Genomic DNA, 13,754 nt, shown 5'->3' with positions numbered 1-13,754 from the left:
AGCTCCAAGTAGCATCCTGACTGTTCCGTAACGCAGCACCACCTCCCCCAGGCGGCCCCGGAGAAGTCCGTGCATGACACTCCCGTCACCTCGATGAGCCCGCCCCCGCGTTCCGGCGGGGAACCCCTCGTCCGGATACGCGGTCTCAGCAAGCGGTTCGGCGGCACGCTCGCACTGGACTCGGTCGGCCTCGACATCCACGGCGGCAGCGTCCTCGCCCTCCTCGGACCCAACGGGGCCGGCAAGTCCACCCTGATCAAGGTGCTCGCGGGGGTCCACCACGCCGACGCGGGCGAGGTGACGGTGGCCGGTCACCCGCTCCCCTCAGAGGCCGCCTTCCGCCAGATGTCCTTCATCCACCAGGACCTCGGTCTCGTCGAGTGGATGACGGTCGCCGAGAACATCGCCCTGGGCGCCGGCTACCCGCTGCGCCGCGGCCTGATCTCGTGGCGCCGGACCCGTGAGCGCTGCGACGAGGCCCTGCGGACCGTCGCCGGACACCTGGACGCCGACGCCCGCATCGCCGACCTCGCCCCCGCCGAGCGGTCCCTGGTCGCCATCGCCCGCGCGCTGGCGCGCAACGCCCGGCTCTTCGTCCTCGACGAGCCGACCGCCACCCTCCCCGCCGCCGACTGCGCCCGGCTCTTCGACGTCCTGCACGCCCTGCGCGACCGGGGACACGGCATCCTCTACGTCAGCCACCGGCTCGACGAGGTGTACGAGGTCGCCGACACCTTCGCCGTCCTGCGCGACGGCCGCCTCGTCAGCCACGGCCCGCTCGCCCCCTACTCCCCCGCCCGCCTGGTGCGGGACATCGTGGGCCACGAACCGGCCCGCCGCCGGACCGACCCCGCGCCCGCCCCCGCATCCTCATCCGCAGCCGCCTCCGGCTCCGCGCGCGCGGCGCGCCCCGCCGTCCTGAGCCTCGACAGCGTGTCGACCGGACGCACGGGGCCCGTCGCCCTGGAGCTGCGCGAGGGCGAGATCCTCGGCATGGTGGGCCTGACCGGCGCCGGCCACACGCACCTGGGCCGCGCCCTCGCCGGCGCGCTGCCGCTCCTCGGCGGCCGGGCACTGCTGGACGGCAGCCCGTACCGTCCGCACACGGTCGCCGAGGCACTGCGCCACGGCGTCGGCTTCGTCGCCGGCAACCGTCAGGAGGAGGGCTGCGCCGCCGATCTGACCGTGCGGGAGAACTTCCTCGCCAATCCGCGGGCCGCCGGTGTGCCCGACTGGCGCTGGACCGGTCCGCGGCGCGAACGCGCCGAGGCCCGCGCCCTGATCGAGCGGTTCTCGGTGCGCCCCCGGGACAGCGAGGTGCCCATCGCCACCCTGTCCGGCGGCAACCAGCAGAAGGTGGTCGTCGGCCGGTGGCTGCGGGGGAACCTGCGCCTGCTGATCCTGGAGGAGCCGACCGCCAGCGTGGACGTCGGAGCCAAGGCGGCGATCCACCGCATCCTCGACGAGGCGGTGGCTTCGGGCCTCGCCGTCCTGCTCATCTCCACCGACTTCGAGGAGGTCGCCGACCTCTGCCACCGTGCGCTGGTCTTCGGCCGCGGCGCCGTGGTGGCCGAGCTGGCGGGCGGGAAGCTGAACGTCACCGAGCTCACGCGCACCGCCTCGGCCCTGCCCGCGATCACCGGAAACGGTTCGGGCCGGTGATCCGCCGGCGCGCCCACTTCGCCGGCACCTACGGCCTGCTGACCCTGACGGTCCTGCTCTTCCTGGTCTTCTCCCTCGTCCTGCCGGACACCTTCCCGACGATGGACAACGTCTCCTCGATCCTGTCCAACCAGTCGATCCCCGCCATCCTCGCGCTCGGTGTGACGGTGCCCATCGCGGCCGGCCGGTTCGACCTGTCCATCGGCTACGGCCTGGGCCTGGCGCACGTCATGGTGATGCACCTCATCGTCGACGAGCACTGGCCCTGGCAGTTGGCCTGCCTCACGGTCGTCGTCGGCGGGGCGCTGGCCGGCGTCGTGAACGGCATCATCGTCGAGTTCGCGCGCATCGACTCCCTCATCGCCACCCTCGGCACCGGCAGCATCATGTACGCGGCGACCGGCTGGATCACCGACGGCGGCCGGATCGTCCCCGGCCCCGAAGGCCTCCCGGCCGCCTTCACCGGCCTGTACGACTCCAGGTTCCTCGGCCTGCCCCTCCCCGCCTTCTACGTGCTCGCCCTCGTCGCCGCCCTCTGGGTGCTGCTGGAACGGCTGCCGCTCGGCCGGTACCTGTACGTCATCGGCTCCAACCCCCGGGCCGCCGCGATCCTCGGCATCCCCACCCACCGCTACTCCGTCGTCGCCTTCGCCGCGTCGGGCCTGATCGTCGGTTTCGCCGGGGTCCTCCTCGCGGCGCAGCAGCAGATCGGCAACCCCAGCGTCGGGCTGGACTACCTGCTGCCCGCGTTCGTCGGCGCCCTGCTCGGCTCCACCGCGATCAAACCGGGCCGTGCCAACGCCCTGGGCACCCTCGTCGCCGTGACCGTCCTCGCCGTGGGCCTCGCCGGGATCGGGCAGCTCGGCGCACAGTTCTGGGCGACCCCGCTGTTCAACGGCGCGACCCTGCTCATCGCGGTCGGCCTGGCCGGCTACTCCGCCCGCCGCCGGCTGCGCGCCGGCGCCACCGCGACCGGAGGGGCCGCGCGGACCCGGCACGATCGGCAGGACGCCCCCTGAGACCCCTTCGCAGCGCACAGAGCGTCAGGAGCACCGTGTACCCCAACCGCATGACCCTTCTCGCGGCCGCAGCCCTGCTCACGGCGGCCGTCGCCGGATGCGGCGGCGGCACGGCGGGCACCACCGGGCCCTCGGCGGCCGGCTGCCCGACCGTCCTCCAGGAGGCGCGGGCCGACGTCGCGAAGGCCGAGAGCACCGACAGTTCGTGGACCGGGCCCACGACCGGGCCCGCCGCGGTCCCCGGCAAGAGCATCGTCTACGTCGCGCAGACCATGACCAATCCGGGCGTGGCGGGAGTCGCGCAGGGGCTCCAGCAGGCCGCGAAGACCATCGGCTGGCAGGTCCGGGTGATCGACGGGGAGGGCAGCCCGGCCGGGATCCAGGCGGCGCTGAGCCAGGCCGTCACCCTCAGGCCCTCGGGCATCGTCATCGGCGGTTTCGACCCGCGCCTGACCTCGCAGCAGGTGGCGCGGGCCCGGGCCGCGGACATCCCGCTCGTCGGCTGGCACGCGGTCGACTCACCCGGCCCGAGCACGAACCCGCCGCTCTTCACCAACATCACCACGAAGGTGCAGGACGTGGCGAGGATCAGCGCGGACTGGATCATCGCCCGGTCCGACGGCGGAGCGGGCGTCGTCCTGTTCACCGACGACTCGATCCCCTTCGCCAGGACGAAGGCCGACCTGATCGAGCGGCGCCTCGCCGACTGCCCCGGCGTCGACCTCCTGGCGTACGAGAACATTCCGATCCCGGACGCGAGCCGGCGCACCCCGCAGGAGGTCTCCTCCCTGCTGTCCCGCTTCGGGAAGAAGTGGACCCACTCGGTCGCCATCAACGACCTCTACTTCGCCGACGCCGCCCCGGCCCTGCGCGCCGCCGGGAAGCCGGGCGGCGGACCGCCGTCCAACATCGGTGCCGGCGACGGCGATCCGTCCGCCTTCCAGCGCATCAACAGCCGGCAGTACCAGGCCGCCACCGTTCCGGAGCCGCTCTCGCAGCAGGGCTGGCAGATCGTCGACGAGTTCAACCGAGCCTTCGCCGGCCGGCCCGCGAGCGGCTACGTCGCCCCGGTCCACGTGGTCACGGCCGACAACAGCGGCGGGGCCACCTCCTGGGACCCCCGCGGGTACCAGGAGGCGTACGAGAAGATCTGGCGCGGGTAGCGCCCCGGCCCCCGGGCCCCCCGGCCGTGCCCGCTCAGGCCACCGGCCGGGCCTCGGCGCGTACCGGGGTCTGCCGCGGAGCGTCCGCGCGGTCGCCGCGGAAGACGATGTCGGCCATCCGGCGCTCCGGCCCCCGGCGTCGCAGGACCTGGTAGGCGACGAAGGCGGCCGGGCCGAAGAACACCTGGGCGGGGATGATGCCGGGGGCGTCGCCGGTGGCCGCCGAGATCAGGTGCAGGGCCGCCACGGGAGCCACGGCCCCGAAGAGCACCACCAGGGTGATCCCGGTCCGCAGCCCCGGCTTCCCGTACGCCTTGTAGGCGGTGGTCGTGAAGAGGGCGTAGGCCAGCAGGTCGCCCATGCCGACGACGGCGCCGAGGTCCTCACCGATGCGCAGGCCCGCGGCCGGTGCGTACGGATAGCCCTGGACGGCGTCGGCGAGCTCCTGGGTCAGCGGGACGACCCAGGCGAAGAAGGCGTCGTAGGCGGCGAGGGCGAGCAGGAACCACGCCACGTTCTTCAGCCGCATGCCGCCCTGGACGTTGAGGTTCGTGGCGGAGACGACGACCAGGCCGACGACACAGCTGTTCGCCACCCAGTACGGCGGCGCGGTCTCCCCGAAGGCCAGGTGCGTGACGAGGACGCTCGCGATCAACGCGGTGATCAGCGCCCAGCGCAGCCGGCCGTTGCCGATGATCGGCTGGTAGCCGACGGACAGTCCGCCGGCGAAGACCAGGGCGAGCACGACCGGGAGGACGGCACCCGGCAGTGCGAGGTAGACGTACGGCAGCGCCAGGACGAAGCCCATCATCATGAAGATGTCCCGGCCGTTGAAGACGCCGACGGGCGGCCTCGCCGTGCGGACGGCACGGAAGTAGGCGATGGTGCCGACGACGACCGCGAGGGCCAGGGCCGCGGTGACCGCGAGCTGGAAGAAGACCGTCATGCGTGGCTCCGGGTGAAGGTGTGCTCCAACAGGTCACAGCGGAGGGGGAAGCGGCGCGCGGCCTCCTCGTCGTCCAGCGGCAGGACGGTGACGCGCGCGTCGATGTCGCGGGCCAGCAGCCGCTCGGTCACCTCGGCCGTCGTCGCGGTCCGCGAGGCGACCTCCACGTGGAGGCGGCCGTCGGAGCCGACCTGCGCGCGGTGGCGCAGCGGCCAGGGCATGCCCGGGGTGCCGTCCAGGGCCTCGACGACGTCGCGCGGCGTCACGACCCCGTCGGCGGTGCGCAGCAGGGTGCCCGCCTTGCCGAGGATCTGCGACACGGCGGGCACCGCGGCCAGTTCGCAGTCGGGTTCGCCCTCCAGGGTGCGGACGACGTCGCCGGTGTTGTACCGCAGGACCGGCATGCACTCCCGGTAGGGGTAGTACGGCGTGACGGTCAGTTCCCCGAGCTGTCCGGGGGCGACGGGTTCTCCCGTGTCGAGGCCGAGCACCTCGGTGTAGCCCATGTTGGGGTCGATGTGGAGGTGGTGGTGGCTGCAGGTGCGGCCGCCGACGGGCAGCAGTTCGGTCATGCCGAAGTTGTCGCCGATGGTCTCGGCGCCGAAGGTCTCGCGCAGGGCCGCCACGAAGGCCGGTGACACGATCTCGCCGCCGGCGTAGATCGACCGGAGGCCGAAGTCGTCGGGTCCGTAGCCACGACGGCGTGCCGCGGTGAGCATCCGGGCCAGGTAACTGGGGTTGCCGGTGAGCAGGGTGGGGCGGGTGCCGTTGCCGCCGAGCAGGTGCTCGACGGATTCCTCGGGCGGGACCTGGCCGACGACGTGGCAGGAGGCGTTCACGAGCCGGCAGACCTCCACGTCCTCCTGCACGGCGGCCGTCGCCCGGGAGCTGAGGTTGATCTGCATCCGGTCGCCGGGGCGGATGTCCCCGCGCAGCACGACGGACAGCGCGATCAGCGCCGGCCAGAGTTCCATCTCGTAGCGGGAGAGCCACATCTGGACGGGGCGACCGGTGGTGCCGGTCGTCTGGGTCGCCAGGTAGGGGGTGCTGCACAGGAAGTCGGCCGGGCGCTCGAGCAGGTCGGCCTTGCGGGTGACCGGGATCCGGGTGAGCGTCTCGGTGGTCAGTCCGTCGAGGTCGATGCCGGCGAGCCGCTCGCGGTAGAAGGGCGAGCGTTTGGCGAGTCGGCGCACGGTCCGCTGGAGGGCGCGGTTCTGCAGGTCACGGCGCTCGTCCGGGTCGGCGAACGGTCCGTCGGCCAGTTCGTCGACGTCGTCGCCGAGGGAGCCGAACTCCTCCAGCGTGGCGAGGGCGTCGGCGACGAGCCGCTCCACGGCCCTCACGTTCAGCTTCCGACCGAACACCATGGCCATCGCCACCCGGACCTGCCGGACACCGGTCTCCAGCACTCGTACCTCCCTGGAACGTGAAGAAAAGGGGTGGGGGCGGCACGCCGCCCCCACCCCCCGAATCTGCGTCAGCTGGCAGAACAAGAACCGAAGAAGACGGCCGTCATGGCACCCATGACGTACTTGAACTGCTTGGCGCCGGTCTTGATCGCGCTCATCGGATCCTCCTTTTGTCGCTCCTGGCGGACGGACGTTCCGTGCCCTGTGAGGGGCCGGTCCGTGCGTCCCTGGGTGACAACACCCTGGCGCGATCGTGGTGTTGCGGGCAATGATCGGGTCCGTTCAACGGACCGGCGGAAGCGGAGGGCGGCACCACCGTTCTTGCTGATGGGCCGGGACGAACGGGGAGTTACGGGCACCATCCGACCGGTGGCGTCCGTACGGAAGGGGGAACCGCTCATGGCCAGATCCGGCACTGAGGGGCGGGGTGTACTGGAGGGCGCGTTCGCACTCATGGAGGTGCTCGCGCACGGCGACGAAATCGGCCTGACCAGGCTGGCGGCGGACGCCGAACTGCCCAAGGCCACGGCGCACCGGCTGCTCGGGCAACTGGTCGCGCTCGGCGCGGTACAGAGCTGTTCGGGCCGCTACCGGCTGGGCCCGAGGACGTTCCGGCTGGGGCAGGCGTGGCACCCGGCGCGGGCGCTGCGGGCGGCTTCGGCGCGGCCCTTGCGTGAACTGGCTTCGGCGAGCGGCAGGCTGACGGTCAGCCTGTCCGTTCCCGAGGCGGGACACGCCATCGTGGTGGGGAGCACGCGCAGCGAGGTGGACGACGTCTTCGCGCTGCATCCCGGGGTCGTCCTGCCGCCGGGGAGTGCGGCCGAGCTGATCCTGACGGCGTCCGCTCGGGAGGCGGGCGCGCCCGCGGGGTGGTCGCGGGCGGCGTGGTCGCGGGAGGCGGCGCGGGCCAGGGAGCAGGGCATGGCCTTCCAGTACGGGCAGTGTGTGAGCGCGCTGTCGTGCGTGGCGGCGCCGGTGTTCTCCGATGCGGGGCACGTGGTGGCCGCGGTGGCCGCGACCGCACTGGACGGCAAGCGGATCGCACCGCTGGGCGAGGCCGTGGTCCGTACGGCGGCGATGGTCAGCGCCAACCTGTCGAGGCTGCCGGCCCCCACGGCGCGGCCGCGCCGCGAGTGGGAGCCCGCCCAGGGCCCGGCCGGCCGGGCCGCGCACGCCGTGCTGGCACCGGCACGACGGCACTAGGCACGCGGGCGGGGGCGGGGGCGGCGTCCGTCGCCCCCGCCTCTGCGCGGTGGCCCGTACGTGCCCCTACGTGCCCGTGCGCGGCCCGTGCGCGGCCCGTACGCGGCCCATGCTGTTCGGCGCAGGTCGAGGCGCATCAGTCACCGACCGGCGGGTACGGCCGGTCGTTCGTTCGGCATCGGTACCATCCCTCGAAATTTCGGGCGCGGCCCAACGCGCCCGGCCCCCCACACCGCACGATGCGCAACCTTCGAGAGGTCGGCCGAACATGCCCCTGGCAACTCCCCCTTTCAGCGTCCTGTCCGATGAATTCGCCGCCGCGCCACACCACTTCTACGCACAGCTCAGGGAGCAGGCCCCGGTCCACCACGAGCCGGCGATCGACAGCTGGTTCGTCTCCCGCCACGAGGACGTGAAACGGGTACTGACCGACCACGACGCCTTCACCACCGAGATGTTCCAGGCGCGCGCCGAGCCGGTGATGCGCGGGCGGGTCCTCGCCCAGATGACCGGAGCCGAGCACACCGCCAAGCGGAAGATCGTCGTACGGGCATTCACCGGGGCTGCCCTCCAGGCCCAGGTACGCGCCATCCGCACCAACGCCGCCGAACTCCTGGCCCCCTTCCTCCCCCGCGGCCGGATGGACCTGGTGGGCGACTTCGGCAAGCCGTTCGCCGTCCACGTGGCGCTCGACGCACTCGGCCTGGACCGTGCGGACTGGCAGCAGGTGGCCGAATGGCACCGCGGCGTCGCCGAGTTCGTCACCAGCCTGTCCCTCACACCAGAGCGCCGCCGTCACTGCCTCGACTGCGCCGAGCAGTTGGAGGCCTATCTCGCTCCGGTGATCGAGCAGCGGCGCCGCGACCCCGGCGAGGACCTGATATCGGGCCTGTGCACCGCCGAGTTCGACGGCGTCTCCATGAGCGATCGCGATGTCACCGCCCTGATCCTCAACGTGCTGATCGCCGCCGCCGAGCCCGCGGACAAGACCCTCGCACTGCTCTTCAGGCATCTGATCGACCACCCCGAGCAGTTGGCGCAGGTCCGCCGGGACCCGGACCTGCTGGGCGCCGCGATCGCCGAGACCCTGCGCTTCACCCCGCCCGTCCAGCTCATTCCCCGCCAGGCGGAGGAGGACACCGTGCTGGCGGGCACCACCGTCCCGGCGGGCGCCACCGTCTTCTGCATGATCGGAGCCGCCAACCGGGACCCGGCCGCCTTCACCGCCCCGGACACCTTCGACATCCACCGCGCGGACCTGGGCACGGCCCGCTCCTTCACCGCGGCGGCACAGCACCTGGCCTTCGGGACCGGACTGCACCAGTGCGTCGGCGCGGCCTTCGCCCGTGCCGAGATCGAGACCGTCGCCGCGATGCTCCTGCCGCTGCTGGACGAGGTCCGCTACAGCCCCGGGTTCCGCTACCGGGAGACCGGCCTGTACACGCGGGGCCCGGTCGCCCTGTCGCTGGACTTCACTCCCGTCACACCGAACTGGAACCTGCCGTGACTGACTCCCGTCTTGCATGACGCCCACGGCCCGGACCGGCCGTGGCCCGTACTCCCCGGCCCCGTAAGCCGGTTACGGAAAACCCCCCACCACCCCTAGGCGAAGACGACGATGACATCGACCGACATCACCAGAGCCATCACCGACCTGCTGTTCACCCCCGGCCTCGACCTCACCGAGGCCCTCGACCGGCACTTCACCCCCGACTACCGCCAGCGCACCGACGGCGTCTGGAGCGACCGGACCGACTTCGTACAGCACATGACGCGACTGCGCAGCCTGGTCCGCGACGGCCACATCGAGGTCCACGACGAGCTGCGGGACGGGGAGCGCTACGCGGACCGGCACACCGTCACCGTCACCCAGCACAACGGACGCACCTCCAGCACCGAGGTCTACCTCTTCGCCCGGATGGCCCCCGACGGCCGCTTCCAGTCCGTCGAGGAAACCACCCTCCTGGTCACCGGCCACCCCGACGACGGGAACCTCGGCAGCGTCAAGTGACGCGGACAGGGGCTCCGGCAGGGGCTCCGCAGGGGGAAACCGACTCAAAAGAGAGCGCTCTCCGTGCCTCGGGCACGGAGGGCCGGTGCTGTTGCAAGGAGGATGCGAACCACCATGGTGTCCGTAGGAGAAAGACTCAACAGGGCCCGGGTACAGGCCTTCATCGGCCGTGAGGAACAACTCGGGCTCTTCGAGCAGGCGCTGGCCGCAGACCCGCAGGCCCCGTTCGCGTTCTACGTGTGCGGGCCGGGCGGCATCGGGAAGTCCACGCTGCTGCGGCGTCTGGCCGACCACGCCCGGGACGCCGGCCGGCTGCTCGTCGAACTCGACGGCCGGTTCGTCAGCCGCGACCCGGCCGATTTCGAGCACGCCGCCGGTCCGTTCCTCGACGTCCCGGGCACGGTCCTGTTCGTGGACTCGTTCGACCACTGCCAGTGGCTGGAGAGCTGGCTGTGGCACCATTTCCTGCCCCGCGCGGCGGACGACACCCTGGTCGTCCTGGCCGGGCGGCGCGCCCCGCAGCCGCAGTGGACCGCCGACCCGGCCTGGTCCGGTCTCCTGCACGTGACCGAGCTGGAGCCGTTCTCCCCGGAGCAGGCCCTGACGCTGCTGGTCGCGGCGCAGATCCGGCCCGAACTGCGCGACCGGGTGCTGCGTTTCGCCGGTGGCAACCCGCTGGCCCTGTCCCTGGCCGCCGCGGCCGGATCGGCGGGCTGCGCCAGGGAGGAGATCTGGGCCCCGTCGGCGGACGTCCTGCGCACCCTGCTCGCGGGGCTGATCGGCGAGGTCCCCACGGCCGCCCATCGCCGCGCCCTGGAGGTGGCGGCGCAGGCCCACTCGACGTCCGAGGAACTGCTGTCCTGCGTACTGCCCGGGGAGGACGCCCATCTGCTGTTCTCCTGGCTGCGGGACCTGCCCTTCATGGAGTCCACGCACCGCGGACTCCACCCGCACGACGCGGCGCGCGAGACACTCGCCGCCGATCTGCGCTGGCGTGCTCCCAACGCCTTCGAGACGATCCGCCAGCGCCTCGCGGACGAATACCTGCGCATCCTGCGCGAGGCACCCGAGGAGCGGGTGTGGACCGTCACCGACGAGCTCTTCTACCTCTTCCGGGAGGGCGAGACCCTGGCCCGGCTGCGCACCTGGTCCCGCGAGGACGAGGTGCACGACCGTCCGCTGCACCCGGAGGACATGGACGTGGTGCTGCGGATGGCGCAGGAGACCGAGGGGCCGGCCTCGGCGGAGCTGGTCCGCTACTGGGCGCGGCGCCAGCCGCAGGCCTTCAGCGTCTACCGTCGCGTGAGCACGGGCCGCGTCGTCGCCTTCACGGCCCGGCTCGCCCTGCCGGCCCCGCCCGACCCCGAGGACGTCGCCACCGACCCCGTCGTCGCCGCCGCGTGGCGCTACACGGACGCCACCGCCCCGGTGAGCCCCGGCGAGCACATCGGCATCAGCCGTTTCTCGGTCTACCCCGAGCGCTACCAAGTGCCCTCACGCGTCATCGACCTGAGCAGCTCCCGGGCCCAGGCGGAGGCGGCCCGCGCCCGCGGCCGCGCCTTCGGCTTCGCCGTCTACCAGGACGCCGAGGCGTGGGCCGCGCGTGTCAAGGGCACCCTGCTCGACACCGGGGAGCGCCCCCGGGTCGGCGAGCACACCTACGGGGTGTTCGGCGTCGACTGGCGCGAGGTCCCCGTGGAGAGCTGGCTCCACCGTTTCATATCGACGCCCGACCTACCGGTCCCCTCGGCGCCGTCGGCCCTCTCGCGCAGCGCCTTCGACCAGGCCGTGCGCGAAGCGCTGGCGCACTGGCGTGATCCGAACGCCTTCGCCGCCTGCGCCCTGATGCGTACGCGTCTCGCGGCCGACCTCGGGGATCCCGTCGAGGACTTGCGCACGCTGCTGCGCGAGAGCGTCGACGACCTCGCCGGTGACCCGCGCGGGGTGCGCGCCCGCGACGCCCTGGCCGCGGGGTACCTCTCCGGGGTGCCGACCCAGGAGGGCGCGGCCCGCCGCCTCGGCCTCCCGTACGGCACCTACCGCCGCCATCTGCGCCAGGGCCTGGACCTGCTCTCCGAGGCCCTCTGGCAGCGGGAGCTGACCGGCCCGCGCTAGGCGGCCGTGCACGGCCGGCGGGGGCGGGTGGACAGGTGCGGACAGCAGTGGACACCCCTCCCCTCCGGTGGGTCTGGATTGTGGACACCGCCCGGCGTGAGTCTGTGCGCCGTGGACGTCCCCCCGCTTCAAGTCCCGACCCGAACGATCGAAGGAATCTCGGCATGACCACATCGAAGCCCTATCTGACCGGTCATTTCACTCCTGTGGTGGAGGAGGTCACCGCCACGGACCTGACGATCGAGGGCGCCATTCCGCCCGAGCTGACCGGCCGGCTGCTGCGCAACAGCCACAACCCGAAGCCCGGCGTCACCCCCACCCACTGGTTCAAGGGCAGCGGCATGGTCCACGGCATCCGCCTGCGTGACGGGCGCGCCGAGTGGTACCGCAACCGCTGGGTCCACACCCCCGCCCTCGACGGCGCCCCCTACATGACGGAGAAGGGCCCCGACCTCACCGCCAGCGCCGCCGGCACCCACGTCATCGAACACGCCGGACGGCTCCTCGCCCTGTGCGAGGCCAACCTGCCCTTCGAGCTCGACCGCGACCTCGGCACCGTAGGCGCCTACGACTTCGACGGCAAGCTCCCCACCGCGATGACCGCCCACCCCAAGGAAGACCCGGTCACCGGCGAGCTCCACTTCTTCGGCTCCTCGCCCGTCCCCCCGTTCCTGACCTACCACGTCGCCGACGCCAAGGGCGCCCTCGTCCACAGCGCCGAAGTCCCCGGAGCCACCGGCGCCCTCAAGCACGACTTCGCCCTCACCCGCCGCCACGTCGTCTTCATCGAGGGCAACGTCACCTTCGACCCCACCGAACCCTCCGGCATCCCGTACGGCTGGAGCGACCAGCAGCCCTCCCGTATCGGCGTCATGCCCCGCGGAGCCGACGGAGCCCGCGACGTCCGCTGGTTCTCGATCGAACCCGGCAACATGCTCCACGTCTCCAACGCCTACGAAGACGGCCAGGGCCGCATCGTCCTCGAAGGCCCCACCGTCGACCGCGAGGGCTTCCGCCTCTCCTGGAACTGGTGGACCGGCTCCCCCGGACGGGGCAGCGAGCCCGTCTCCCGCTCCTACACCCGCCGCTGGACCATCGACCTCACCGCCGGCACCGTCGACGAACACATCATCGACGACCTCCCCGTCGAGTTCCCCACCCTCAACGAGGACTACCTCGGCAGCGAGAACCGCTACCAGTACGCCATCGCCTTCCCCGACGAGAACGGCCTCGGCGGCTACGGCCTGGTCAAGTACGACCGCACCACCGGCGCCCGCCGCATCCACCAGGTCGGCGACGCCCGCCTGCCCAGCGAGGCCGTCTACGTCCCCGCCACCGGCGCCACCAACGAAGACGACGGCTACCTCCTCACCGTCGTCTCCGACATCAAGCAGGACGCCTCGCAGCTCCTCGTCCTCGACGCCACCGGCCTCGACAAGATCGCCACCATCCACCTCCCCCACCGCGTCACCGCCGGCCTCCACGGCTCCTGGATCCCCGACACCCCCCGCGTGCCGGGGTGGCGGTCAGCGGCTGGTGCCGCCGAGGCCGGACGGCCCCTGCCAGGCCCCGTTGCTCACCCAGTCGTTGGCGAGGCTGCCGTTGGTGTCGACGAACGCGACATGCGTACCGGCGGCATCGGTTGCGAGACCCGAACCCGCCCGCGCCTTGCCACCGATCCCGGACGGACCCTGCCACGCACCGTTGCTCACCCAGTCATTGGCGACACTGCCACTGCCGTCGATGAAGAAGATGTGGTCACCGGCCGCATTGAACGCCAGTGGCGAGTCCCCGCGCGGCTGACCGCCCATACCGGACGGCCCCTGCCACGCCCCGTTGCTCACCCAGTCGTTCGCGAGGTTGCCATTGGTGTCGACGAACGCGACATGCGTACCGGCGGCGTCGGTGGCGAGACCGGAACCTGCCCGCGCCTTGCCACCGATCGGGGACGGACCCTGCCAGGCACCATTGCTCACCCAGTCATTGGCGACGTCGCCGCTGCCGTCGATGAAGTAGATGTGGTCACCGGCGGCATTGAACGCCAGCGGGGAATCCCCGCGCGGCTGACCGCCCAGGCCGGACGGCCCCTGCCACGCCCCGTTGCTCACCCAGTCATTGACAAGGTTTCCATTGGTGTCGACGAACGCCACCAGGGTGCCGGCCGCGTTCGTCGCGATCGGCGAACCGGGCCGGGCCTTGCCACCGATCGGAGACGGACCCTGCCAC

The 13,754-nt window shown here is 72.3% G+C and carries 10 protein-coding genes; 8 read left to right on the top strand and 2 right to left on the bottom strand.

Annotated features, from left to right (window positions below; all coding sequences use genetic code 11):
- The first annotated feature begins 69 nt into the window (after positions 1-69).
- The 3 genes from IG86_RS0115845 to IG86_RS0115835 are packed head-to-tail and all read left to right on the top strand — an operon-like array spanning position 70 to position 3,844.
- On the top strand, positions 70-1,662 hold the full coding sequence (locus IG86_RS0115845) for a sugar ABC transporter ATP-binding protein (RefSeq protein ID WP_030828262.1): 1,593 nt from the start codon (positions 70-72) through the stop codon (positions 1,660-1,662).
- Entirely contained in the window at positions 1,659-2,681 is a 1,023-nt protein-coding gene (locus IG86_RS0115840; RefSeq protein WP_045937334.1) for an ABC transporter permease, read from the top strand. Before IG86_RS0115845 ends, IG86_RS0115840 begins: the two co-directional genes overlap by 4 nt.
- 50 nt (positions 2,682-2,731) lie before the next feature.
- Positions 2,732-3,844, top strand: a complete 1,113-nt coding sequence (locus IG86_RS0115835; RefSeq protein WP_051785231.1) for a substrate-binding domain-containing protein — start codon at positions 2,732-2,734, stop codon at positions 3,842-3,844.
- Positions 3,845-3,878: 34 nt separating this feature from the next.
- Here the strand turns inward: IG86_RS0115835 and IG86_RS0115830 are convergent, their stop codons facing one another.
- Complete coding sequence (locus IG86_RS0115830; RefSeq protein ID WP_030828253.1) at positions 3,879-4,790, bottom strand: hypothetical protein; 912 nt, start codon at positions 4,788-4,790, stop codon at positions 3,879-3,881.
- The gene (locus tag IG86_RS0115825; RefSeq protein WP_030897355.1) at positions 4,787-6,199 is read right to left on the bottom strand and encodes a phenylacetate--CoA ligase family protein; all 1,413 of its coding nucleotides are present in this window, start codon (positions 6,197-6,199) and stop codon (positions 4,787-4,789) included. Before IG86_RS0115825 ends, IG86_RS0115830 begins: the two co-directional genes overlap by 4 nt.
- Positions 6,200-6,598: 399 nt before the next feature.
- On the opposite strand from IG86_RS0115825, the gene IG86_RS0115815 reads away from it, so the two are divergent.
- The 5 genes from IG86_RS0115815 to IG86_RS45365 form a co-directional block, all read left to right on the top strand.
- Positions 6,599-7,402 (top strand): IclR family transcriptional regulator, encoded by an 804-nt coding sequence (locus IG86_RS0115815; RefSeq protein WP_078848605.1) that lies wholly within the window; start codon positions 6,599-6,601, stop codon positions 7,400-7,402.
- Positions 7,403-7,670: 268 nt separating this feature from the next.
- Complete coding sequence (locus IG86_RS0115810; RefSeq protein WP_030828242.1) at positions 7,671-8,909, top strand: cytochrome P450, cyclodipeptide synthase-associated; 1,239 nt, start codon at positions 7,671-7,673, stop codon at positions 8,907-8,909.
- A 111-nt stretch (positions 8,910-9,020) separates the two neighbouring features.
- Complete coding sequence (locus tag IG86_RS0115805) at positions 9,021-9,413, top strand: nuclear transport factor 2 family protein (RefSeq protein WP_030897352.1); 393 nt, start codon at positions 9,021-9,023, stop codon at positions 9,411-9,413.
- A gap of 114 nt (positions 9,414-9,527) precedes the next feature.
- Positions 9,528-11,528, top strand: a complete 2,001-nt coding sequence (locus IG86_RS0115800) for an AAA family ATPase (protein ID WP_051785206.1) — start codon at positions 9,528-9,530, stop codon at positions 11,526-11,528.
- Positions 11,529-11,692: 164 nt separating this feature from the next.
- Positions 11,693-13,754 (top strand): carotenoid oxygenase family protein (locus tag IG86_RS45365; protein WP_338116748.1); only part of this gene is annotated, 2,062 nt, incomplete at its 3' end.

The sequence above is a fragment of the Streptomyces virginiae genome, from assembly GCF_000720455.1.
Lineage (GTDB): Bacteria > Actinomycetota > Actinomycetes > Streptomycetales > Streptomycetaceae > Streptomyces > Streptomyces virginiae.
The sequence above is the reverse complement of the archived record's forward strand: the minus strand, read 5'-3'. Positions and strand labels throughout refer to the sequence as shown.